We start from the raw sequence: 21,347 nt of genomic DNA, 5'->3' as shown, positions 1-21,347 counted from the left end.
GCATTTTCTTTTATCTTGATATGATTCAATGTGGGTTATCAGTCTCACTCAAAAAACATCATGCCACATTATAAGTTCCAAGGTCTATAGGTTCTTTCTGGCAGAGGATCCCGTTCACCTCAAAAGATATATTCAAATTACCGAAATTAACCTTTCCGGAAACATTTGGCTTCAGATCAATAGCTGCGTAACGGGAAGCTCCGAGTTGTATCTCAGCTATACAAGTCTTGGGTAACTGGCAATCCACAAAAGAGGGGAAACAGCTACTAAAGCATACATTAGAAAGTAGTTCATCTGAACGATTTTCCACGATGATGCCTATTGTTGCAGGCATATCTTTATAGAAAACATCTGGTATGTTCAGTCTGATGTGCAACTCCGGGAGTATCAGCTCGGACTTTTCAAACTCAACACGTGGGATGTGGCAATAGTTATCATCAAGCATGAAGTTGACATTGAAATATCCAATTTTGCTTATTTTGGTACTTTTTGGGAGGATGTTGATATTTAGTGGCTGGACAAAACCCGATGCTAACGAGTTTATTTTAAAAGTGTCAGTATCAAAATCTATTCCTTTTGAAAAGAAACACTTCACCTGTACATCCGTCAGTGGCTGGGGAAAATGGTTCTCAAGATTAATTGCCAGAGGCAGCTCAAGTCCGAATTTCAAGGGGGCAGCAAGAACAGAATCTACCAGTAGGTATGAACACTCGATTTCATGCTTTCCAAGTGGAAGTTTCTCTTTTATGTACTTCCTGCTTTCCAGTTCAAAGTACAGGTCAAAATGTCCAAAGTCAACCTTACTGGTTGATGTGGGGATAAAAGCTATGTGGGCAGTGCCGGATGAATTAGGGCCTATGTCTCCAATACGTATGTGGGGTGAGGTGCATCTGATGGCATCAGGAAGATTCACTCTGATCCATACATTCTTTATTCCAAGATCAGATGGATTGTTGACCTCAAAGTATAATGGGTTCTTAAGTCCAAGCTCAATAGGAATTGGGAATCTATAGTTTGCGTTCACAGCCTCGTATGCAAGATGCTGCTTTAGTTCCCTTTTTTTTATTCCACTAGTTTTTTCATGGAGCCAGAAAATGTAGACTGGAATGTAGGGGAGAACAATAAATATAAATAAAGAATATGCAGTTCGCTGCAAATCCTCATGTTGAATTATCTCATTTAAGTTGTTGGCAAGATAATATGCAGACCACAGGACCCACAGGCCCAGGTACATCTGGAATAATCTTCCAAATATACCACCTGCTTTGTTTGATATTGTGTGGAAAAATGATCCTATGATGAACACCTCGTTATTCTACTATTTTTTAATGGATCTGATTGCAGATCTCAATGGATTAAAGTGTCATATATCATCTTTTAGCAGATCGCTGAAAACCTCAGTTTCGCCTGTCTTTTTGATCGCATCCTTTGCTTCAATATACCAGCTGATGATGGATGGTTTGCGTTTGCTAAGAACTGCCTCAAAATCTCTCATTTCGATCTTGCGCGTCTCATTACCTCTTAATGCTTCACCAAGGGGAATATCAGCAGCTTCTCTGCAAATTGCTGCAATATCTGCGCCTGAATATGATCCTGTCATTGCTGCAAGGGACTTCACATCCACATCATCTGCGATGGGGCGTTTTTTCATATTAAGGTTGAATATTGCTACCCTTGCGTCAAGATCAGGTTCGGGTATGAATACTAGCTTGCTAAAGCGCCCCGGTCGCCTGAGTGCAGGGTCTATTGACCAGGGTTCATTGGTTGCTGCAAGCACAAGGGTGTTGTCGTCTGCAGTGTCAACACCGTCCATCTGGGCAAGCAATTCATTAACAACCCTTTTGGCATAGTCCTCACTTTCACTTCGTCTTCCTGCAACCGAATCTATCTCGTCAAAAAAGATAATGGCTTTCTCACTCTGCCTTGCGGTCTCAAACACCTGTTTAATGTTCTTTTCAGAAGCACCGACCCATTTACTTACAATACTGCTGGTCTTGACACTAATAAAATCGGCTCCACATTCCTTTGCGGCAGCCTTTGCCATCATGGTCTTCCCGCAGCCTGGTGGCCCGTATAGCAGGATTCCCTCGCCTGCCTTTTGGCCATACATCTGATAAAGTTCCTTGTGGGTGAATGGGTATATTATGGCCTTGCGTATTTCCTCTTTAACCTGCTCCAGGCCACCAATATCCGAAAAACCAATGTTTGGCATCTCTTTGAGAAAGAGGTCATCTTTTGAAAGGGATGATTCATCCTTATTACTTGAATTATCCTTACTTTCAACTCCGCCGGAATACTGGGCAGCTCCGCTTTTGAGTGATTGGGCCTTTTCAAATAGATGTTCTGCCAGGTCACGCTGTGTGCTCCTGTCAATTTCATCATGTGCCAGACTATAGGCATCATTGTAGAGCTTTGCTGCCTTAAGATAAAGCTGTCTGGCTCTTTCCTTTTCGCCAGAATCCTCCAGATCCTTTGCTGCCTTGGCATAACCACGCGCCTGGGCAGCAAAAGTGGTTGCTGAACTCAATTCATCACCTTACATATAGGTAAAATAATCTGGTTACGATCTTAGAGTTACTCGGAATCTGCCATCTCAGATTCGATCTTCTTGGAAAGCTCATCCTTTGCAGGCTGCTCGCTGCTAAGTTCGGCAAGAAGTTCAGCCCTGAGTGTATCCTGCATATCGTTTAGCTCTGTAGTGCCGCCCATTGCCGCATCCATGGAAGTTGTCATCATGCTTGTAGCAGTATTTACCTTCTCCATTGAGGTGCGAATATTTGTAACTGCACTTTCAAGCTTGCCTGTGTCAAATCCAAGCTGCTTTTGCCACTGCCCCAGATCCTCGCCGATCTCCACAACTTCCTTAAGGCCGGTCTGCATCTCGATGACATCGGACATGGACTGTGCCATTTCGACCATGCTGCCAATGGTGTTTACCTGCCCTTCAACAAGGGAGTGACGTCTTGAAGCAACCCTGAACTCACGGTCATTGCCCTTTGCGAGAGCCTCTTTTGCCTCATCCCTGGATTTTTGCTGCTTTTTGATCAGTTCTTTTTCACGAGCAGTTAGCCTCTGTTCAGATATCGCAAGTTTTGTCTTCATCTCTTCAGGAGAGACCTTTTTGAAAGGATTCTTTAGTCCCATTATATTTCCTCCTCCATTTTCTTATGTTTTGCATACCTTATACATATTTTCAGAGCTTCAGATCTATTGATCGCTATTCCCATTTCTATCAATTTATCCAGATATAATTTGCTATCTTCAGATACTCTGGCACTAACTGGGTAAGATTTCTTCATTTTCCTCAACTACGTATACATATGATTACTATTGTATACAATGGAAAACATTATATATAATACTTATTCAATATATTCTACATACGGCTGATAAAGATTAAAAAGGTGTCAGATCATGGTATTCAAGTGGAAAAGAGAGCCAAACGACATTGCAAGAGTCATACCAAAAAGGGCAGTAAGTGGTTTTTTTAGTAAAGCGATAGTACTTTCGCCAAACGAAAAAGCAGCTATGATAAAGAATGGTGAAGTCCAGGAGATCGTTGACAGCGGAAAGCTGCGTGTTGGGGGATTATTAAAGCCTGGGAACATTGGAAAAGATGTGGATGTCTCTCTGATGGATGCATCACCCAAGGATCTGCAATGGACACAGTCTGATCTTTGGACCATGGACAATCAAAAGGTCAGTTGTAGTGGTCTTTTGAGATTAAAGATACAGGAGCCAAAAAGTTTCTTCCAGATGCTGTATGCCTACACCACTCCAAACAAAAAAGGAGAAAGGTTACTTTCTATTGATGATATCTACCAGCGCCTTGAAAGCGAGGTTCTCACGCTTGTGCTGGAACCAGAGGTTCGCCAGGAGAATATCGAGACTCTCTATGGTAATAGGGACCTGAGGCTTCGAATTGAAAATGAACTCGAGATGAGGCTCAAATCCACTCTTTCATTCTGGGGTCTGGAAATGCTTAAATACACGGTGCAATGGGACCTTGGTTCTTACGGAACTGTGATGGAAGCTGCCAATGATTTTCAGACATCTGAAGAGCTTTCTGAATTGGAGACTCTTACAACGGAGGGGGATGCAGATCGGAGAAGCCGTGAATCTGTGGCTCATCTGCGTGCTGACAATGCACCCCATGCTGTCCAGCAGGAATTTGAGCGTGAGCAGCAGCTTAAAGATACGAAGTCTCAGCTAGAACGTGAAAGGTTGCAGCATGAGGCAGACATGATGGAAGCAAAGGAAGCCATTGGTCTTAAAGAAGAACTTAAAGTGGCAAAAGCCCGTGGCATGCGTGCTGAACTGGAAGTAGAACACGACATGAAAGACCGGGACCACAAACGAGATATGGAGTACCTCAGGACTGTAACTGAAGCTGGCGGTTCTGATGTTGCAAAGACTGTCAGTGAAGGGCGTGAATATGGTAAAATGTCAGCTGAGCAGATAGAGGCATTGGCAAAGGTCAAGCAAAGTGAAGCCATAGCAAAAGAGGACAAGGTCCGTTTCATGATGGATGTTGAAGACAGGGAGCGTGCTGATTCATACAGGCGTCAGGAACTGGATGCTGGTATGATGGGGGCTGCACACGGAAAAGTTTCATCCACCGTAAAGAAATGTCCTGGTTGTGGTACGACAGTTCCTGCTGAAGCTAGTTTTTGTAGTCAGTGTGGGACACAACTTACATGATGGCAGGATACTCGGAGTTCATATTTTTTAACCTCTAGTACCCTAAATTATATAAAAAACGAATACATATTATTTAAAAAAATTCAGGTGGCATGTCGATAAACGTATCCATTAAGTTTCCGGTAACATTATTCTTATTGCTGCTCTTGCTTATACCTGTAGCTGCAGCACAATACGGCCAAGAGTATGACTTTCCAATTATGGAGGGTGAGTCTGCAGAGATACAGGATGGGTACTACCTGAATGTTATTGATGTTGATACCTATAATGATATTACGCGATTTACAGTTACTTACTATGGGACAGTGCTGCTGGACAGTCACTACTATACAGGTGACGACTTTTATTTTAGTGATGATTACCTCATACTCGAGTTTGAAGTTAAAGATACGTACACGTTGAGTTACATCGATTATGTGGAGATCTCTGATGTGTATATCTCTACAGATTCAGGCTATGTTGATGATTACAATAACGGAAGGCCGACCGATTACACAGATGATTATGGCAGCAACGGTTCAGATGAGGGTGCAGGCGTTTTTCTACTTCTTCTCATATTATTCCTTATAGTAATACTAATGGTCAGAAGCAGATCGAAGAAAAAGAAAGCTGCAAAGTCCGGCGGATCAATATCCGGGAGGAATGGCTCAAAAAAGACCGGCACATCGGATGCTGTTGCAAAACCAGTAATATCAACTCCTGAAAGGAACATCATAATTAAATCAGCCGTACAATACAAAGGTGCCACTATACTTTACAAGATCAAGGTGGAGAATAATTCATCAGAACCTGTGGGGGACATCAAGGTAAATCTTATTGTGCCGGATGTGTTCAGACTGAAGGAGGATGAGATGGCCATATCCATGCTTCAGCCGGGTGAAGGAAAAACCACCACCTTTGACATAAGACCAACAGGGGAATGCGGTAACTGTATAATCGCAGGAAAAATAAGATATTATGATTATATTCAGAAGAAGCATGTCCAGTTCGACCTTTCAAACAAAATGGTTGATATTGTATGTCCGATGCTGAGAATAAGTGAAATTGATGAAACTTCCTGGAGAATGGCAACAAGCGAGATGCTCATAGCCGAGGAAGATACAAAAGACCTGGAAATCCCTGCTGAGAATCTTTTTGACATCACTACTCGCATCCTCAAGGACATGAACCTTTACATGATAACTCCTGAGGTTACTTCTACTCAGCAGCTCTACACAGGTGTTGCAAGATTCTATGCAGAAGGCGTGGCAGGACGTAAGTATGCAGCTTACATCGAAGTTGTGGGTAAGCGCAAGTCCCGACTCATAGTCAAGGCATGGGCTGAAAAAGAAGAAGCTCTCACCGGTTTCTATCACAAGATAATTGAGGATATCGAGAAGAGAACCGATATCGACCTATTTGTGGATGATTCTGTAAGCCAGTATAACATTACCAAGACCACAATTCAGGATAGTGTTATCCAACGCTCAAATATTGGTTCTGGAAAGAAAAAATGTCCTAACTGTGGTCGTGAAGTTGAAGATAAGGAAAAGTTCTGCATGAATTGTGGGGAAAAGATCGAATAAAGCTATTGTGAAATCTCCTGCAAAGTCAAAAAGAAAAAAGAATGAAGTTACTTAAAGTAACTTATCTCCTGCAGTAGGGCCGCCCTTGCACTCGAAAACTTCAGTAATTTTCATGAGCATAAGGCTTCTTGCAGGGAACATCTCTCCCTTTGCTTTTACCATCTTGTACATCTTATCGTAGTCGTCGCCACTGGTGATTATTTCGATGTCGCCTTTTATCTGGTAGCATCCCTTTGATTCAGGACCCCACACATATATTGCACCTGTTGGATTTTCATTCAGGTTTGCCAGTGTCTTGTTGAAGAAATTATCAACGATCCATATGCTCTCATCATCTTCCTGAAGGTAGCACATACCAATTGGAATTACATTTGGTGTACCATCTTTTGATGCCGTTGCAAATGGGAATACCTTGATCGTTGCAAAAGCCTCTTTCATTGCATCATTCAATTTTACCATAATGTCACCTCTAAATAATTTAAAAGTAAACAGTGTATCTGTAACCGATGAACCTTAAAGTTTTTCATTTGGTACACTAGCAATATGTTGTTCATCAGAAAAAAAATCAGCTCTCAAAACGAAATTCTAAATTGATGTTCTTAAATAATAAAAAAAGAAAAATATGCAAAATCAATTGCATATTTGCTTTATATTAATGTTTAGAAATATTTTGACATTATTTCGTCGTATGTTCCGTCTTCCTGGACATTAGCAAGACCTGCGTTGATAAGGTCAAGAACTTCGGTATTGCCAGTTCTGACTGCAAATCCGTATGATTCACTCTGGATCTGGTCATCGACTATTTTGATAACACCAGGTTTCTGGCTGATATATGATTTTGTGACTGGCAGATCGTTGATCATGAAATCTGCACGACCACTCTGGATATTAAGTACAATGTCACTGACATGTGCAAGATAGATGACTTCTTCAATTATTCCTTCTTCCTTGAGTTCATCAGCTTTTGTAGCTCCGGTGGAGCCCTGCTGGACAACAGCAATCTTTCCTGCTATGTCTTCTACACTCTTGATATCTTCGTTGTCAGCTGCAACTGCAAGAGCAAGTCCTGCATTGATGTATGGGGTACTGAAATCAACGGTTTCCTCACGTACTTCGGTGATTGTCATTCCTGATGCGATAACGTCTATCTGTCCTGACTGGAGTGCAGGGATGAGTGCATCGAATTCAAGGTCTTTCCATTCAATTTCAAAGCCCTGGTCTTCAGCAATTGCATTCATGAGGTCAACATCAAAACCTATTATCTCGTTGTTCTCATCAGCATATTCGAATGGAGGGAAATATGGTTCGGTTCCGATCTTGTATACGGGCGTTTCAGCTTCAGTTGCTCCATCTGCGGTGGTGTCTGCACATCCTGATACAGCTACCAGCCCAAGGACTAAAATTCCTATCAATGCCATGTTTAATATCTTTTTCATCAACTCATTCCTGAATTTAACTATATAGAATATGGTTATCTATGCATAATTGAACAATTAACTTAAGGCTTTCGATTTCGGGATAACCATTGAATTTAATTTGATGTTCAAAATGTAACACTAAAGCTTATCTAAGCCCATTAATCCCAATGTACGTGCATAATCAAAAAAGAAGGTAAATTTTCAAAAAAACAGGCAAAATGTAAGCAACTATGGTTCCCACGCATTCAGGAATGAATGGTGGGAATTGAGTTGAAAATATAAAAATTAGTACTCAGCAACAGCTTCTTCTGTTGCTTCCTCAGCAACTTCTTCAGCCATTTCTTCTACTGTTTCTTCTGTTACATTTTCTGTAGCATCTTCAGTCATATCATCTTCTGCAACATCTTCGTCCATGTCTTCTTCTGTTGTTTCTTCGTCTTCTGCGTGTTCAGCAACATCTTCTACTACTTCTTCAGCTGTGTCTGCACATCCTGAGACTGCTACAAGCCCGATCATGAGGAACACTAACAAAATGCTCAATATTTTTTTCATTGATTACTCTCTCCTAAATATTATATATAGTTTATAGGTGTTCATGCATACTTTATATTTTATTTAAGTTTAGCGATGAAATACGGCTTCAGTATATGGTTCATGATTTTGATGTGAGGTTGGTGGGACCTGTCGTAATAATACTTTTAATGTGGAAACTATATTTCTGTATCAAATGAATGATCGCTGTAACTTGCAATCCAGGTGGACACAGGGCCTAAAAGAATTTGATGATGCCTTTTCCGTCCGCAAAGAAGTTTTTATCATTGAGCAGGATATCGATGAAGAAATTGAAGTAGATGAATTTGATGATATTTCCTGGCATCTTGTTCTCTATGACAGTGGCAAGCCCGTTGCAACTGGAAGAATATTCAAAAAGGCGGATTCATTTGTAATTGGGCGGATATGTGTGCTGAAGGAATATCGCGGCCGATCAATAGGAAACTTATTAATGGAATTGCTCATGGAAAGGGCAAATGACCTGGGCGCAAGAAGGTTGAGGTTGGATTCTCAATTATATGCCATTGATTTCTATCGCAGGTTCGGATTCAGGGAATATGGGGAAATTTTTCTGGATGCAGGTATAGAGCATTTAAAAATGGTAAAAGAGATATTATAAATTTTAATTGTTGTATGCATCATAGATCTGCCATAGATATATGATGGGTGTAGTGATAAATCCAATAAGTATGAATGTAAGGAACCAGCTGATGACAAGTGCTGTCCATATGCCCAGGGCTTTAAAAATTTCTCCTTTGACTATCTGTCCAAGTCCGGGGACAAACAATGAGAGTAATGCCGGGACACCATATGTTTTCTTATCAGCCATGTTTTTTCCTACTGGTATGTTTAGTTAATAATCTTTTGGATAAGTATTCCTTATCTCACAAATTAAGTGGGACATCAATATTCATGGAATACTTGATGTCCTCTGGTTTATTCTTTTGGTATGTGTGCTCACTCGATAAATACAAGGGCAGATACTGTAGTTGTCCACTTGCCATTAGGGTCACCATTGGCGACCTGGCAATAATGGGTGGTGTCAAATATATGACCGCTTGCCTTGTAGACCTGTTCTCTTTCATGCCATGCTGAGTCAGCATCAAATTCAATTCCCAGGGTTGTTGCAAGCATGGTTGCTGCAAGGTCCTCTGCATATTCTCCTGCTTTGCGTTCATCTTCTCCGAATGAGTGGTGCTCGGAGATGTATCCATAATTGTTTTCATTAACGGGGATCGCATTTCCAATGGCAGAAGCCACTAATCTGTGAGGTTCGTTTGTCTGGTTCCTTGCGAGAACGCAGTGAACGATCGCACCTGCCTTCAAATCATTTAGACCTTCATCTCTTGGTATTATCTTACAATTGGGTGGTAGTATACTCGAAACAGTAACGAGGTTGTATTTTTCAATTTTTGCGGCTCTCAATGCCAGTTCAAAAGATGCTAATTTATCTTTGTGTACTCCAAAGCCTTTGGTTAAAAATGCCTTCTTAGGTACCATGTTTACATCACTCTACAATTTGTTTTTTTATGGATTCTCAAAAATTCGTTTATTCATGTGAATTTTCTATATCCATAAATAAGCAGGAATTGTTATAGTTGTAATATATGGGCCTAACCGGATTCGAACCGGTGGCCGCTCGGTTATGAGCCGAGCGCTCTAGCCAGGCTAAGCTACAGGCCCATTAAGAAAAAGAAAGTGTCGAGCGCCGCAAACAGGGCTCGAACCTGTGACATTCTGGTTAACAGCCAGACACTCTACCAACTGAGTTATTGCGGCTCTATCATTGCGCTCAGGCGCAAATCTTCTAACACTCATATTATATTTAAAGGTGTTGATTGTTCCCTTATTTTCCTCAATTTCGGTGAAAATCCTCCTCATAATAATGGCAATCATCATGTATACTTGGGTGTATATTTTCCAGTGGAAATAAGGGGGTTTGGTTCGCTGCATTGTATTCTGAGATGTAACAATTCCAAGTTACAGTAAATCATTGGATATCTGCAGTTTCCTATCTGTTCTATTCAATACCCTTTTCATTGAATATGTTGATCGGTTCGCCACATTGAGGACATGTCATATCATCTGTGACATTGTATTCTTCCACTGCAAAGATTCCTCTTCTTATTAGGAGCTTTTGGCATTCTGGGCAGAATGTGCTCTCTTTATCGGTATTTGGTACATTTCCAAGATAAACGTATTTCAAACCTTCCTTAATTGCTATATCATATGCCATTTCCAGTGTATCCAGGGGTGTAGGGGGTAGGTTCTGTAATTTGTAATATGGGTGGAAACGTGTGAAATGTACGGGCGTGTCAGCGCCCAGGTTATCATATATCCACTTTGACATTTCCCTTATCTCATCAGGGGAATCATTCAATGTGGGTATTATCAGGTTGATAACTTCAATATGCATTCCAAGTTCTTTTGCAAATAGCGTTGAATCCAGTACTGGCTCTAGCTTTGCGCTTGCTATCTTTCTGTAAAAACTATCCGTAAACGCCTTGAAATCAACCCTGAATGCATCGAGATAAGGTGCGATCACTTCCAAAGCTTCCCGAGTGATGTATCCATTTGTTACATATACTGTCGCAAGTCCCGCAGCCTTTGCAAGCTTTGCACAGTCATAAGTGTACTCAAACCATATGGTAGGCTCATTATATGTCCAGGCAATAGATCTAGCACCTGATCGCAGTGCCCTTGAGACTGCTGTTTCCGCATCTATCTCCATGGCCTGCATCTGGTCTATCTCTACCTGTGAAATAGTCCAGTTCTGGCAGTGCCTGCATTTGAAGTTGCAACCAAAAGTTCCCAATGAATATGCAGTGGAGCCTGGATAAAAATGGAACAGAGGTTTTTTTTCAATTGGGTCAAGTGCCTCACTGGACACAACATTGTAGTTCAGTGTATAGAGTATGCCATCCCTGTTTTCCCGAACCCCGCAGATACCACGCTTTCCAGCTGAGATCCTGCACCTGTGACTGCAAAGTTTACACTGGACCTTTTCATTATCAAGCTTCTCATAGAGCATTGCTTCCCTTATCATAATATTCCCCAATTAAGAAATAGTTAGTATCATATATGGGAATATTGGGAGTGTTCAAAATACTGGTGTCAATTCTCGAACACATTGAGATTAACGTCAAACACAGTCTTCTTTATGTTTGCCTTAATGTCCTGCCCTGTCTGTCCTTCCAGGGTGAATGTTACGGAGGTAGCATTGGATGAAAGTGAATATTCAGATGGATATAGCCCTGCCTGTAAAATCCTCGTCCTGAGGAAGTTTTCCCATGAAGAAGGGTAGTCTGTATCTATAACCAATGTAATTTCAGTGAACAGGTTCTCGCTTGCATAGAGTACAGCAGAATAATTGTACCTTGCATGGACCTCTTCAACAGCATTACTGCTGATCATCCTTTCAGGTCCTGTAAGCTGAACAGCGTTGATATCCAATGTTATATTGCTGCCTGCATCAGTTCTTCTGATATCAATAGACGGGGATTGTTTCATAAGTGAAAGCTGTTTTTGCACCAGTGTCAGAGCACCGCTTTCGTAAAGGAATGTCTGGTCTACAAAATGAGAATTACTTGATAGATATCCAATGCTTCCAAGATCCTCAAGAAAACTGCCACTGCTGTATGTAAGACTTGCATCACTGGCAGTTGTCATCATTCCAAATTCGCCTGAGTTTATGCTCAACATACCACTGGACTTGCCGGGACTGACAACAGGAATGTTTCCTCCTCCCATGCGAATTGGTGAGCTTACAGATATCGTGCTACCTGAATTTCCATTGATTGTAGCAGCCAGAATGTCCATATCAGATTTCATACTGGCCATGTCGTAGAAAACCTCATCCATATGTGCCTGCTCGGTTCCGGTTCTCCATTCTGGAATATAACTGACATTGATAACCGTGATTATGGATACCATTATACCAAGAAGCAAGACCGCGGATACCACTGCAGATACAGCGGATTCCGATTCTTTGAATGATATTTTAGACATCTTTATTCACCTCATGGATTAAGGTAGAGTTGTTGCACTTCAGTTGCATTCAACGCCCTGTCCCACAGTTTGACTTCGTCGATACTTCCATCGAAGTAATTACTAGGGGTACTATCGGTCCATCTTCCGAAAGCCCATCTATCTACGTTAACATCGAAATTGACTGTGGCTGTATCAGTTCCGTTGATCAAACCATCTACATAGAGTGTTCTATCATTTGCTGAAGTGAATACTCCGACTACATGGTGCCAATTCCCGTCATTAATGGTGCTCCCAATGATTCTCTTTTCCTGTGTTTTCCTTGCCATCAGGCTGGCTTTTCCACTTGAATCCACATATATTCCGTAATATTTTTTATTGTGACTTGAATCTGCGATATTGGCAATGGCCTGATCAGAGCCTGAATCCGTTGTCTTCACCCAGGCACTTATGGTAAACGGATAACCTGAAATTATCCTTTCGTTGACCTGCACATAACTCGTGCTTCCATCAAAGTTTAGTGCACTACTATTGATTCCTGTTGTCCATGATGCGCTGTTTATTGTCCCATCATGACTGCCGATAGAATCAGATGCCAGTGTACCTGTATTCTCATTTAGTTTCCACCAGGCTATCTGGTCACCTGGTATTGATGGGCCAGGTGGCTGCGGTGGTGTGGTGTTTCCATTGTTGCTTCCACTGCCGGTGATACCTTCGAATCCAAGCAAAGCTCCACTCTTGATCACCAGGTTTGAGTCTTTATGAATGATGGTGGCAGAGATGATGTCATTCTCATCAATTGTTATTCCCCAGAAGCTACTTGTATTGATGACTATCATTTCTCCCAGTTGCCAACTATTAGTTCCAGTCAGGAATTTCAAATTGGCAGGGTCAAGCTCCTTTCTGGTGCCGTTAAGATCGAGCAACATGCGTGTTCTTTCAATATCAATTGGCTCTCCTCCTGCATGGCGCAAAACAATGCTGTCTGAGTTTACATTTACCCACCCATCAATATCTGCATGTACTCTCTCTTCCGGGTTGGCATATGAGAACACAAAAACTGCAATAACGGAAAATGCAAGCACCGCTATAGCCGTTAGCATCACTTCGCCGATCACTTCGGTAACAGCCTCTGTATTTTTGCAAAATGATCTGTCTTGTTCTCTCATATGAAACCTCTTAGATGAGCAATGTAAATATCAGGTAAGCAGTGGACATCATCAGTACTGAGTGTTTGAGCCCGGAATATATGTTCCCGCTTCCCATTTTACCTGCTACGATGCCTGAGCAGAAACCCTGTATCATGGCTGCGTGGAAGAATAGCATTGTGTATGTTTCCAGGTCGAAGTTTGCGAGCAATGGAAGGCCTGCTTGCAGATCTCCTGTTGAAGAAGGCATTGCAGGGAGGAAATAGGCTGCGAGTATATACACTATGAACAGGAACACCATGAACGATATATAAATAATGAATATATATACGAACATTTCTGCATTTCTTTCTTTTTTCAGTTGATGCTGGATATCTGCATCATTTGCAGCAATTGTAAGTACACTTTTAATGTCGCCTGTAGTCTCATTTGCCTTAATGATGAGCGTGATGATCCTTCTTGTCATGTCCGTCCTGATGCGATGCTCGAATTTTCTCAATGCATCATCAACTTTTAATCCCCATGAAATATCATTGACAAGGCGCCTGACTTCGGAATGAAGGACTCCTATCCTCAACTGCATACTCATCTGGATGGCGTCAACAAGTAAAATACCAGCCTCGTTGATACTAGCCAGATTCTTCAGAAAATCAGGAATATGCATTTCTATTTGCTTAATCCTGCGGCTTCTTATTTCGTCAAAGATGATGAATGGGATGAACACAATAAGTGCAGATAAGAATATATGATCGTCAATGATGTCAAGCGTGTAGGTGCTCACAGTTGTGTAGGTCCATATGTTTTCCAGATTTATGTAATTACCAACTGTGAAGAGAAGATACAACGATGCCAGTGGCAGACTGATAAAGAATACGTATGGGGGATTATTTTTCAGTATATTGAATGGATGTAAAAGTACATCACGTATATAGGTAAGTTTTTCAAAAAACTGGAACTTTTTCCTGAGCTCTTCTTCATTGTGTTCGCCTGCTCTGAGTCTCACATGTGAGAATACGTCAAGCTTCTTTTCATGTACATATATTGTCTGTTGCAGCTTCACATTTTCGCCAGTAAGCGAGTTCAACAGCAAGATGAATACGACTGTACTTATGGGTATTATTACGTAGACTATCAGGTTCAGGATGGTTATTGAACTGGGGTTTATAAGTCCCAGAACCACCAATATTGTTATCAAAAATAGTGGACCTGCCACAAATGCTGAAATGTAAACCTCTGCCAGTACTCCAAGTGTTTCAAAGAATATCTTTTGCTCTTTTGTAGCACTCAAACGGTACTGTTCATTCTTGGACCTGAGGTATGATGTAATATCACCTCCACTTGTGACAATGGAATTCAGACCTTCAATGAAATCCTTGAATTTCTGCGATGGTGTCCGGTGGCCTGCTTTTTCGAGAGCTGTTAGCAAGTCGGTTCCGTAGCAGTCCATATCCTTAACGATGTATCCAATTTCCTCTGCAGCTGCACCATATATCTGATGGTTTTCTGTGAGTGACCGCATGATATCCAGCAAATTTAAACCACCACCTCTACTAAGGGCGTAAAGGTATGCTGTAGAATGTAGTAGTGATTGGTTTATAAGTGTACTTCTGACGTTGGCTTTCACTTCGAGTATTGATATGTACATGTAGTATGTGAGTGAAGCGGCAACGACAAGGAATGTAACACATAGCAGTAAGGAGAATATCTCCGGAAAATTGAATACTATAAACGGGGGTATGTTCCATGTACTGAGATTGTCAAGATTTATTCCATTAAAGAATCTTAATCCGATGACCAGTCCAACGACAGCTGCCAGCATGCCAACGATCAATGATACCAGACATGCCTGGGATATATATTGTTCTACCAGCATCCCCATGTCTGCTCTGCGCATTTTATCTCTGATGTCCTGGAATTCGTCAATATGTCTTCTGATATATTTTCCGAACAAAAGATATGCAGCAGAATCTATTGGATTCATTGGATACACCTTTAGACGCTCTGGTCAACAATATCTTTAAGAGTATCGTTCTCAATTGCCTGTATGACCATTTCAGAGTTGGCAGCATATGCCTGGACAACAAGTGAAATGCTAATGTAATCTCTCATATTATTATCTCGCAAATACTCGAGTATTCGTTGTCGCGTGCTCAGCTCGTAAGAAAGCTTATCTTTATCCCATCCACGATTTTGCATGACAGTTTGAAGCGCATATGATTCGCCACTCTGGGCAAAGGTGTCTGTTATTGGATCCCATTTGTACAGTTCATTTATCCTTATGTATCCTGTTTTCGTATCTATTCCGGTGAACTCCACAAGGCTCTGAGTCCTGCGTACACGTTTCTCATTTACAAAAGTCTGCTTCTGGATGCTCAGTATGTCAAGTGACTGCAGCATTACATGAGGTACATTGAGTGGTGGACTGTCAAGTCGGTTAACAACCGTCTGAACATCTCCTGCATGCATGGTTGAATAGGTGGCATGTCCGGTAGATATTGCCTGGAATAATGTCAGGGCTTCTTCTCCTCTTATTTCACCAACAAGAATGTACTCCGGACGCTGGCGTAGTGCCGAACGAAGGAGATCATACATGCCAACTTCTCCTGTGTTGCCGACTGAAAGAGATTTTCGTGTAACGCCTGCTATCCAGTTCTCGTGGTGAAGTGTCAATTCGCGGGTATCCTCAATGGATACTACCTTTGAGAGTGGGGGGATGAAAAGTGAAACAGAGTTGAGCATGGATGTCTTTCCTGATGCTGTCCCTCCTGCAAAGATGGCACAGTTACCATTTTCCATGGTAAGCCAGAAGTAAACCATCATCTCAACGTTGCATGTGTTGTAATTAATGAGGTCTATTGGGGTGATGGGATCTCCCCTGAATTTACGGATGGTAAAAGAGCTTCCTCTCGTTGTGATCTCCTTACCAAGAGTTGCCTGGAGTCTGGAGCCATCCGGAAGTGTTGCATCAACCATAGGCTCACTAATGGAGATGTGTTTGCCACTTTTCTGGCAGAGTTTGATCACTAGTGAATTGAGGTCTTTCTCTTCAAAAGAGATGTTTGTTTTAATGTTCCGGTATTTGTTATGGTATATGAATACCGGGATATTGATGCCGTCACAGGATATGTCCTCTATATTCTGATCAAGTATTAGTGAGTTGATCCTGTCGTTTCCAAGGAAGTTGCGTGTAAGGTAATAAATTATCCTGTACGTAGATGCTATATCCAGAGTGGCATGATAGCGGTTGAAGAGGGTCAATGCCTGCTCGGTGAGCATGTTTTCCCTGTTATTATGTGAGCCGACCCCTCCAAGACTGAGTATGTCGCGAAGGTCATCATACACTCTCTCGAGTATATCTTTTTCATAATGTGTCAGCGAAGGCTCTATAACATGGTAATAGAAGATTCTTCCTTTTTCAAGAATGCTGATAAAAGAGTAAGGTTCATTCACCCAATATCTTTCGACTTCGGTGTATCCTTCGGGTATTTCATATTCAATGAGATGCCCATGAATTTCAGGATTATAAGCAGCTAGTTCTTTTTTTGATCTGCTCAGTGCCGCTAATTGTTTTTTGACCTTTGAAATAAAGGATTTTTCTTCGCCAATGTCCTGTTTGGCAATATCACCTTTATATTCTTTATTCAAAGCAGTTGGATCAAATCCGGTGTGCTCATAATCATGGCTCATTGAATATTATTATATTCATTTATATATAAAAACTCTTTGTTTTTTATATAAATATGTGGCTCCATGAAGTTGTCAAATGTGCACTTTGTCACATTAATTAGAAGATTCAAGTGTTCCAAAATTATCCTGATATCTTTTCTCCATGATGTCCCATGTTGGAAGGTCTGTCTGGCAACCTATGCTCTGTACTGCAAAGGAGGCTACCGTTGATCCTATCTTCCCGCAGACCTCAAGAGGGTAACCACGTGTATAAGCAAGCAGGAAACCTGCTCTGTATGCATCCCCTGCACCTGTTGGATCAACTGCAGTAACAGTTACCACAGGAATAGGTATCTCATTTCCGTTATTATATATCCTGCTTCCCTCTGCATCGTAAGTGACAATGACTGTCTCTATCATTCCCAGTATATCAGAGAATGACTTTTCCGTCATTTTGCAAACCCTTTCGATCTCATGCTTGTTGGTGAAAAGGATATTAGTGTTATCGAGTATGCTTTCAAGATCTTCCCGGGAATATGTAATGAGGTCCTGTCCGGGATCAAAGGAAACAAAATCTGCTATTTTTGCGATCTTTGCATTGAATGTTGAATCAGATGTTGCGAGGTGCACAAAATCAACTTTTGGTGGCTCCAGCTCTTTAAGGTTCCTTGAAGCTCCCCAGTCAAAATATGTACTCTGGTGATGTTCTCTGTCTGTGAACACAAAAGCCCGGGTGCTTTTTTCATTTTCCAATCTGTAAAGCAGGGACAGATCAACACCATAATTTTTAAGCTCTGCTTCGTAACCGGAAACTTCAAAATCCCCGCCTACGGCTGAGATAAGCTGTGTTCTGCCGCCAAGTATAGCAATTCCAACAGCTATGTTTGCAGCACCACCACCAAAATACTCGTGATAGTCAATAATGGGGTGTGATTCATCGTGGATAGCAATGTTCTCCACATCAAAAAGCAGGTCAATGGCAGCGTGGCCAACTACAGAGATCATTTTATCCATCACATAACCCCCTTTATATTATTGTTCGAATGGCTTTACGTCTATGACATTGAGAGGCACATCCCGTAGTGCTCTTCCAATTACGGATTTAGCAATCCTTGCGGCATGTTCATCGCTTTCAGCATCAAAGACTTTCATTTCAAGTACAAGCCCTACAATTGCTGTGTTTGCAGCCAAAAAGACGCTGCCAAAGCTTTCTTCGCAGGCAGGGCAGGGTGTAGTTCCAACATTAACTTCAACAAAGTCAAGTTTCGGGTTCAAGCGCTTACCGGCTTCTGAAATAGCAACGCCGATCGCGTCATCTGCAGTTTTCACATCTCTAACCAACCAGGCAGCTTCAAGTGTAACATAATAATTTGACATCTTCTTCTCTCCGTTTAACTTCTTTTCTTCTTCATTTGTTTTCAAATTGTAAATAGTACATCGTCATCGACATCGAACAGACCAAGTCGGGCACCTGCATCAAGCCAGGCATGTCCGTAACTGAAGCATACGAGTGCATTGACAGGGTCGTCAGTCTTTATGAAATGTAGTCCGTCATTGTAGTATGAAGTTGCCATATTCCTGTAATCTTCGGCAACCTTGTACATGTGAGACTGTTTTATGGGTGCATACTCGGCTTTTTCGAGCGCTTCCCTTAATAGTCTTTCATATCTCTTAACCTTTTCATTCAGGTCTGCAGCCATATTAGCTCCTTAGTTAATATCATTATTTACTTCGCGGCACCGAATATCTTTGAGAACAACTTACCGCCTTCATTTTTGGGAGGGCGGGACGGCTTTCTTTTGGGTGGAGGTGCAATACTCTGGTGTGCTTCATCATCGTCAGGAACTTTTACAGACACAGGCGTTGGAACGGTCCGTCTTGTGGGTTCAGCCGGAACACTTACCTTTTCCTCTTTTTTAGCTACCGCCTGTGGGGCTGGTGGGGGACTGGTTGTCCTTGCAGCTTTAAGCACATTAACGGATTCTCCTCCGTGCTTTGATTTCCTGATCCTTACGTCCACAAGTACCGGTCGCTCAATATCATTACTGACCAGCATTGCCACGCCGGGGGGTAGCCTCATAAGCTCTTCTTCTACATATGAATTTACCCCTTCAAGACCCTTGCTGATGGCTTTAAGGTCATTGGGGTTTGTGACCTTCATGATGATCTGTGTACCACACTGGGAAAGTACATTCTTGTCTATTCTCGCAGGACGCTGGGAAATGACCATCATTCCAAGACCGAATTTTCTTCCCTCGGAAGCTATTGTTCTCAGTATGTCTGTACTTATGGTTTTACTGAATCCTTTTTCCGGAGCATAATTATGCGCTTCTTCAACAACAAGCATACCAGGTGGTACCCGGTTGAGTTTCCTGGCTTCAAACAGGCTTGTGCATAACTGTGAAACTATCATACTCTGCATTTCAGGAGGTACGCCTTTAAAGTCAATAACAGAGGCTTTTCCCTTCTGGACCAGTGCTTCGATAGGTGTTGGATTCGGTGAGAGTATGTCCGTCTCGCAAATGTTTTCCAGCATGCTTATGACAGTCCATCTTGCTTTGCTCTTATCGTTGCTGACAGCAAAGATGATATCATCAATAGTGTAGGTTTCCATCTCGGCACGCAGACTCTGTATTGCCTCATAGAGGATACCGGTGTGTGTGGTGGAGAAATTATCCGGGAATATGCCTGTAAGTTCCTTCACTGTAAGGTTCATGCCGTTTAGGCGGAATAATTCATCAGCATTAGGATTAATGGCTTTGTTCGCAGGTGTGTAGACCGTTACCTTATCCTTGTATTCTTTAGGTGATACACCGAAGCGTTTGAAAGCTTCGGCATCTCCTTCACCTTCTGTTTTGAGTGAAGTGTATTCACTATGAGGGTCAAGTATCAAAAGAGGTACGTCCCTGTCCAGTAATTCTTCCAGCAATACGGCTGCAGTGTATGATTTACCACTACCCGTCTTTGCAAGTATGCTGCAATGCTTCTGTACCAGACTGTTAACACTTAACTGGACCTTGATGTTGGTACCATCGACCATTCCTATATTCATGTCCTTACCGGAAAGGCCCAGGACCGAACGTATAAGATTCTCATCTGCTACGTAAAGCAGGTCACCGGGACTAAAAGGTACCACTGGAGATTTTAAAAGTCCCTCATCATTTCTAGAACCGATGACAATAGCCTCTGCAATTATCTTATCGTCACTTTTGTCTGTACGTTGCCCTTTAGCTGCTTCTTCAAGTGTGAAAGAATCACTTGATCTGGTAATCGATATGACCTGTGCAAGTACCCAGCCGTCTGTCTCATGCCAGGCTTTGATGTATGCACCCCTGTAAACTGCTGTAATATCAGTTACCAGCAACTTGAACTCTAGAGTTCCTGTCTCTCCAAATATAACGCCTACTGAACCGCGAACCATTTTTATCCCTCTTACTTTGGTCTTTGGTTATATGTTTATTCAACTATTATTATATATTCCTTAGTCATCGAGTTCTTCCATTATTTCAGAAGGTCCTCCAGCCAGTTTCACCAGTGCCTCAGCTTCTATGAAATGCAATGAGGTTGGGACGACCAGAATATGTAGTGGTTCGCCAAAATCATAATCCAGCAGATCCTGCGCATACCCGGCTTTGACTGTGGGTTCGGGGGATCCGGCTCTTGCGATCCCGACAACTATGGCTTTATCCATGATACCTTCACCCTTTCGTTTCTCTATTTCAAGGAGAAGCTCCAGTGCCCTGTTCACTGTCATGTAACCCTTTTCTTTGTCAATGTCGAGAAAGATCAGTGTATGCATGTCATTCTGCTGGTTGAGCTTAATAGTATCGTAGGGTGTTTCGGAAATGATGGTATTCCCGCGGCTACTGGTGTATGGATGTGGTATGGTGGATGCCTTACCGAAGCGGTAGTTCTGCAGACCTGAAAGGCCACAGATGGCTGATGCAATTGAGGCGCCATGAATTAATTTTGTGCTGATACCAAGGTCCTGTGCCCTTAAACGCAGGTCAACGTGCGTGGTTGAGACCATTGTATCGCCGCCAGTGAGGAATACTACATCCTTATCTTTAGCATTTTCAAGCCAGTCAGGATATTGTTCTACATCTTCCCTTGAAAGTACATTCACTTTCTTTCCGTAGAGCTCTTCCAGTTTTTCAATGGTACTACCCATGAGGAAGGATGTGTAGAATTCTGCAAATACCATGTCTGCTTCCCTGATGGCTTCAAGTCCCTTCAAAGAGATATCATTTTCATCAAAAAGGCCAAGTCCTATAAAAGTGAGCATGGTCAGAAGATAGCTCTTTATGCCT

The 21,347-nt window shown here is 41.9% G+C and carries 21 protein-coding genes and 2 tRNA genes; 3 read left to right on the top strand and 20 right to left on the bottom strand.

Annotated features, from left to right (window positions below):
- Positions 1 to 58: 58 nt before the first annotated feature.
- The 3 genes from V7O66_RS05995 to V7O66_RS05985 form a co-directional block, all read right to left on the bottom strand.
- A complete protein-coding gene (locus V7O66_RS05995) occupies positions 59 to 1,024 on the bottom strand; it encodes a hypothetical protein (RefSeq protein ID WP_406662167.1) in 966 nt (321 codons plus the stop codon).
- Between the two features lie 339 nt (positions 1,025 to 1,363).
- Positions 1,364 to 2,527: an AAA family ATPase gene (locus V7O66_RS05990; protein WP_406662165.1), complete on the bottom strand. Its 1,164-nt coding sequence runs from the start codon at positions 2,525 to 2,527 to the stop codon at positions 1,364 to 1,366.
- 47 nt (positions 2,528 to 2,574) lie between these two features.
- Positions 2,575 to 3,144, bottom strand: coding sequence for a hypothetical protein (locus V7O66_RS05985; RefSeq protein ID WP_406662163.1), 570 nt, complete (start codon positions 3,142 to 3,144; stop codon positions 2,575 to 2,577).
- A gap of 270 nt (positions 3,145 to 3,414) precedes the next feature.
- Between V7O66_RS05985 and V7O66_RS05980 the strand changes: the two genes are divergently transcribed.
- On the top strand, positions 3,415 to 4,701 hold the full coding sequence (locus tag V7O66_RS05980) for a zinc-ribbon domain-containing protein (RefSeq protein ID WP_406662161.1): 1,287 nt from the start codon (positions 3,415 to 3,417) through the stop codon (positions 4,699 to 4,701).
- 92 nt (positions 4,702 to 4,793) lie between these two features.
- Complete coding sequence (locus tag V7O66_RS05975) at positions 4,794 to 6,266, top strand: zinc-ribbon domain-containing protein (protein WP_406662159.1); 1,473 nt, start codon at positions 4,794 to 4,796, stop codon at positions 6,264 to 6,266.
- Positions 6,267 to 6,317: 51 nt separating this feature from the next.
- Here the strand turns inward: V7O66_RS05975 and V7O66_RS05970 are convergent, their stop codons facing one another.
- The 3 genes from V7O66_RS05970 to V7O66_RS05960 all read right to left on the bottom strand — a co-directional run bounded on the left by V7O66_RS05970 (position 6,318) and on the right by V7O66_RS05960 (position 8,236).
- Positions 6,318 to 6,725, bottom strand: coding sequence for a pyridoxamine 5'-phosphate oxidase family protein (locus tag V7O66_RS05970; protein ID WP_406662157.1), 408 nt, complete (start codon positions 6,723 to 6,725; stop codon positions 6,318 to 6,320).
- Positions 6,726 to 6,925: 200 nt separating this feature from the next.
- A complete protein-coding gene (locus V7O66_RS05965; RefSeq protein WP_406662155.1) occupies positions 6,926 to 7,702 on the bottom strand; it encodes a basic amino acid ABC transporter substrate-binding protein in 777 nt (258 codons plus the stop codon).
- A 267-nt stretch (positions 7,703 to 7,969) separates the two neighbouring features.
- Positions 7,970 to 8,236: a hypothetical protein gene (locus V7O66_RS05960; RefSeq protein ID WP_406662153.1), complete on the bottom strand. Its 267-nt coding sequence runs from the start codon at positions 8,234 to 8,236 to the stop codon at positions 7,970 to 7,972.
- Between the two features lie 175 nt (positions 8,237 to 8,411).
- On the opposite strand from V7O66_RS05960, the gene V7O66_RS05955 reads away from it, so the two are divergent.
- Positions 8,412 to 8,855 (top strand): GNAT family N-acetyltransferase, encoded by a 444-nt coding sequence (locus tag V7O66_RS05955; RefSeq protein ID WP_406662151.1) that lies wholly within the window; start codon positions 8,412 to 8,414, stop codon positions 8,853 to 8,855.
- A 3-nt stretch (positions 8,856 to 8,858) separates the two neighbouring features.
- On the opposite strand, the gene V7O66_RS05950 is transcribed toward V7O66_RS05955, so the two are convergent.
- The 14 genes from V7O66_RS05950 to dph5 all read right to left on the bottom strand — a co-directional run bounded on the left by V7O66_RS05950 (position 8,859) and on the right by dph5 (position 21,322).
- Positions 8,859 to 9,065, bottom strand: a complete 207-nt coding sequence (locus V7O66_RS05950) for a hypothetical protein (protein WP_406662149.1) — start codon at positions 9,063 to 9,065, stop codon at positions 8,859 to 8,861.
- A gap of 128 nt (positions 9,066 to 9,193) precedes the next feature.
- A complete protein-coding gene (locus V7O66_RS05945) occupies positions 9,194 to 9,736 on the bottom strand; it encodes a pyruvoyl-dependent arginine decarboxylase (RefSeq protein ID WP_406662147.1) in 543 nt (180 codons plus the stop codon).
- Positions 9,737 to 9,844: 108 nt separating this feature from the next.
- Positions 9,845 to 9,919: transfer RNA gene (locus tag V7O66_RS05940), tRNA-Ile, on the bottom strand.
- Positions 9,920 to 9,942: 23 nt separating this feature from the next.
- Positions 9,943 to 10,015: transfer RNA gene (locus tag V7O66_RS05935), tRNA-Asn, on the bottom strand.
- A gap of 241 nt (positions 10,016 to 10,256) precedes the next feature.
- Complete coding sequence (amrS, locus tag V7O66_RS05930) at positions 10,257 to 11,282, bottom strand: AmmeMemoRadiSam system radical SAM enzyme (protein WP_406662145.1); 1,026 nt, start codon at positions 11,280 to 11,282, stop codon at positions 10,257 to 10,259.
- 68 nt (positions 11,283 to 11,350) lie between these two features.
- Positions 11,351 to 12,244 carry a hypothetical protein gene (locus tag V7O66_RS05925; RefSeq protein ID WP_406662143.1) on the bottom strand — a complete coding sequence of 298 codons (894 nt, stop codon included), beginning with the start codon at positions 12,242 to 12,244 and terminating at the stop codon, positions 11,351 to 11,353.
- A gap of 11 nt (positions 12,245 to 12,255) precedes the next feature.
- Positions 12,256 to 13,392, bottom strand: coding sequence for a LamG-like jellyroll fold domain-containing protein (locus V7O66_RS05920; protein ID WP_406662141.1), 1,137 nt, complete (start codon positions 13,390 to 13,392; stop codon positions 12,256 to 12,258).
- A 10-nt stretch (positions 13,393 to 13,402) separates the two neighbouring features.
- Complete coding sequence (locus V7O66_RS05915; protein WP_406662139.1) at positions 13,403 to 15,352, bottom strand: type II secretion system F family protein; 1,950 nt, start codon at positions 15,350 to 15,352, stop codon at positions 13,403 to 13,405.
- An 11-nt stretch (positions 15,353 to 15,363) separates the two neighbouring features.
- Positions 15,364 to 17,058, bottom strand: coding sequence for a type II/IV secretion system ATPase subunit (locus V7O66_RS05910; RefSeq protein ID WP_406662136.1), 1,695 nt, complete (start codon positions 17,056 to 17,058; stop codon positions 15,364 to 15,366).
- A gap of 93 nt (positions 17,059 to 17,151) precedes the next feature.
- Complete coding sequence (locus V7O66_RS05905) at positions 17,152 to 18,051, bottom strand: carbohydrate kinase family protein (RefSeq protein WP_406662134.1); 900 nt, start codon at positions 18,049 to 18,051, stop codon at positions 17,152 to 17,154.
- Positions 18,052 to 18,069: 18 nt separating this feature from the next.
- Positions 18,070 to 18,414 carry a DUF555 domain-containing protein gene (locus tag V7O66_RS05900; protein WP_406662594.1) on the bottom strand — a complete coding sequence of 115 codons (345 nt, stop codon included), beginning with the start codon at positions 18,412 to 18,414 and terminating at the stop codon, positions 18,070 to 18,072.
- Positions 18,415 to 18,455: 41 nt separating this feature from the next.
- Positions 18,456 to 18,737 carry a DUF357 domain-containing protein gene (locus V7O66_RS05895; protein WP_406662132.1) on the bottom strand — a complete coding sequence of 94 codons (282 nt, stop codon included), beginning with the start codon at positions 18,735 to 18,737 and terminating at the stop codon, positions 18,456 to 18,458.
- 26 nt (positions 18,738 to 18,763) lie between these two features.
- A complete protein-coding gene (locus V7O66_RS05890; protein ID WP_406662130.1) occupies positions 18,764 to 20,458 on the bottom strand; it encodes an ATP-binding protein in 1,695 nt (564 codons plus the stop codon).
- Between the two features lie 60 nt (positions 20,459 to 20,518).
- Positions 20,519 to 21,322 (bottom strand): diphthine synthase, encoded by an 804-nt coding sequence (gene dph5 / locus V7O66_RS05885; RefSeq protein WP_406662128.1) that lies wholly within the window; start codon positions 21,320 to 21,322, stop codon positions 20,519 to 20,521.
- Positions 21,323 to 21,347: the final 25 nt, after the last annotated feature.

This window comes from Methanolobus sp. ZRKC3 (assembly GCF_045291275.1).
Taxonomy (GTDB): Archaea; Halobacteriota; Methanosarcinia; order Methanosarcinales; family Methanosarcinaceae; genus Methanolobus.
The sequence above is the reverse complement of the archived record's forward strand: the minus strand, read 5'-3'. Positions and strand labels throughout refer to the sequence as shown.

Bases quoted from the DNA above. Each gene is read 5' to 3' on its own strand.
- V7O66_RS05985 (WP_406662163.1), bottom strand. From the start codon at position 3,144: ATGGGACTAAAGAATCCTTTCAAAAAGGTCTCTCCTGAAGAGATGAAG.
- V7O66_RS05980 (WP_406662161.1), top strand. From the start codon at position 3,415: ATGGTATTCAAGTGGAAAAGAGAGCCAAACGACATTGCAAGAGTCATA.
- V7O66_RS05975 (WP_406662159.1), top strand. From the start codon at position 4,794: ATGTCGATAAACGTATCCATTAAGTTTCCGGTAACATTATTCTTATTG.
- V7O66_RS05970 (WP_406662157.1), bottom strand. From the start codon at position 6,725: ATGGTAAAATTGAATGATGCAATGAAAGAGGCTTTTGCAACGATCAAG.
- V7O66_RS05965 (WP_406662155.1), bottom strand. From the start codon at position 7,702: ATGAAAAAGATATTAAACATGGCATTGATAGGAATTTTAGTCCTTGGG.
- V7O66_RS05960 (WP_406662153.1), bottom strand. From the start codon at position 8,236: ATGAAAAAAATATTGAGCATTTTGTTAGTGTTCCTCATGATCGGGCTT.
- V7O66_RS05955 (WP_406662151.1), top strand. From the start codon at position 8,412: ATGAATGATCGCTGTAACTTGCAATCCAGGTGGACACAGGGCCTAAAA.
- V7O66_RS05950 (WP_406662149.1), bottom strand. From the start codon at position 9,065: ATGGCTGATAAGAAAACATATGGTGTCCCGGCATTACTCTCATTGTTT.
- V7O66_RS05945 (WP_406662147.1), bottom strand. From the start codon at position 9,736: ATGGTACCTAAGAAGGCATTTTTAACCAAAGGCTTTGGAGTACACAAA.
- amrS (WP_406662145.1), bottom strand. From the start codon at position 11,282: ATGATAAGGGAAGCAATGCTCTATGAGAAGCTTGATAATGAAAAGGTC.
- V7O66_RS05925 (WP_406662143.1), bottom strand. From the start codon at position 12,244: ATGTCTAAAATATCATTCAAAGAATCGGAATCCGCTGTATCTGCAGTG.
- V7O66_RS05920 (WP_406662141.1), bottom strand. From the start codon at position 13,392: ATGAGAGAACAAGACAGATCATTTTGCAAAAATACAGAGGCTGTTACC.
- V7O66_RS05915 (WP_406662139.1), bottom strand. From the start codon at position 15,352: ATGAATCCAATAGATTCTGCTGCATATCTTTTGTTCGGAAAATATATC.
- V7O66_RS05910 (WP_406662136.1), bottom strand. From the start codon at position 17,058: ATGAGCCATGATTATGAGCACACCGGATTTGATCCAACTGCTTTGAAT.
- V7O66_RS05905 (WP_406662134.1), bottom strand. From the start codon at position 18,051: ATGGATAAAATGATCTCTGTAGTTGGCCACGCTGCCATTGACCTGCTT.
- V7O66_RS05900 (WP_406662594.1), bottom strand. From the start codon at position 18,414: ATGTCAAATTATTATGTTACACTTGAAGCTGCCTGGTTGGTTAGAGAT.
- V7O66_RS05895 (WP_406662132.1), bottom strand. From the start codon at position 18,737: ATGGCTGCAGACCTGAATGAAAAGGTTAAGAGATATGAAAGACTATTA.
- V7O66_RS05890 (WP_406662130.1), bottom strand. From the start codon at position 20,458: ATGGTTCGCGGTTCAGTAGGCGTTATATTTGGAGAGACAGGAACTCTA.
- dph5 (WP_406662128.1), bottom strand. From the start codon at position 21,322: ATGCTCACTTTTATAGGACTTGGCCTTTTTGATGAAAATGATATCTCT.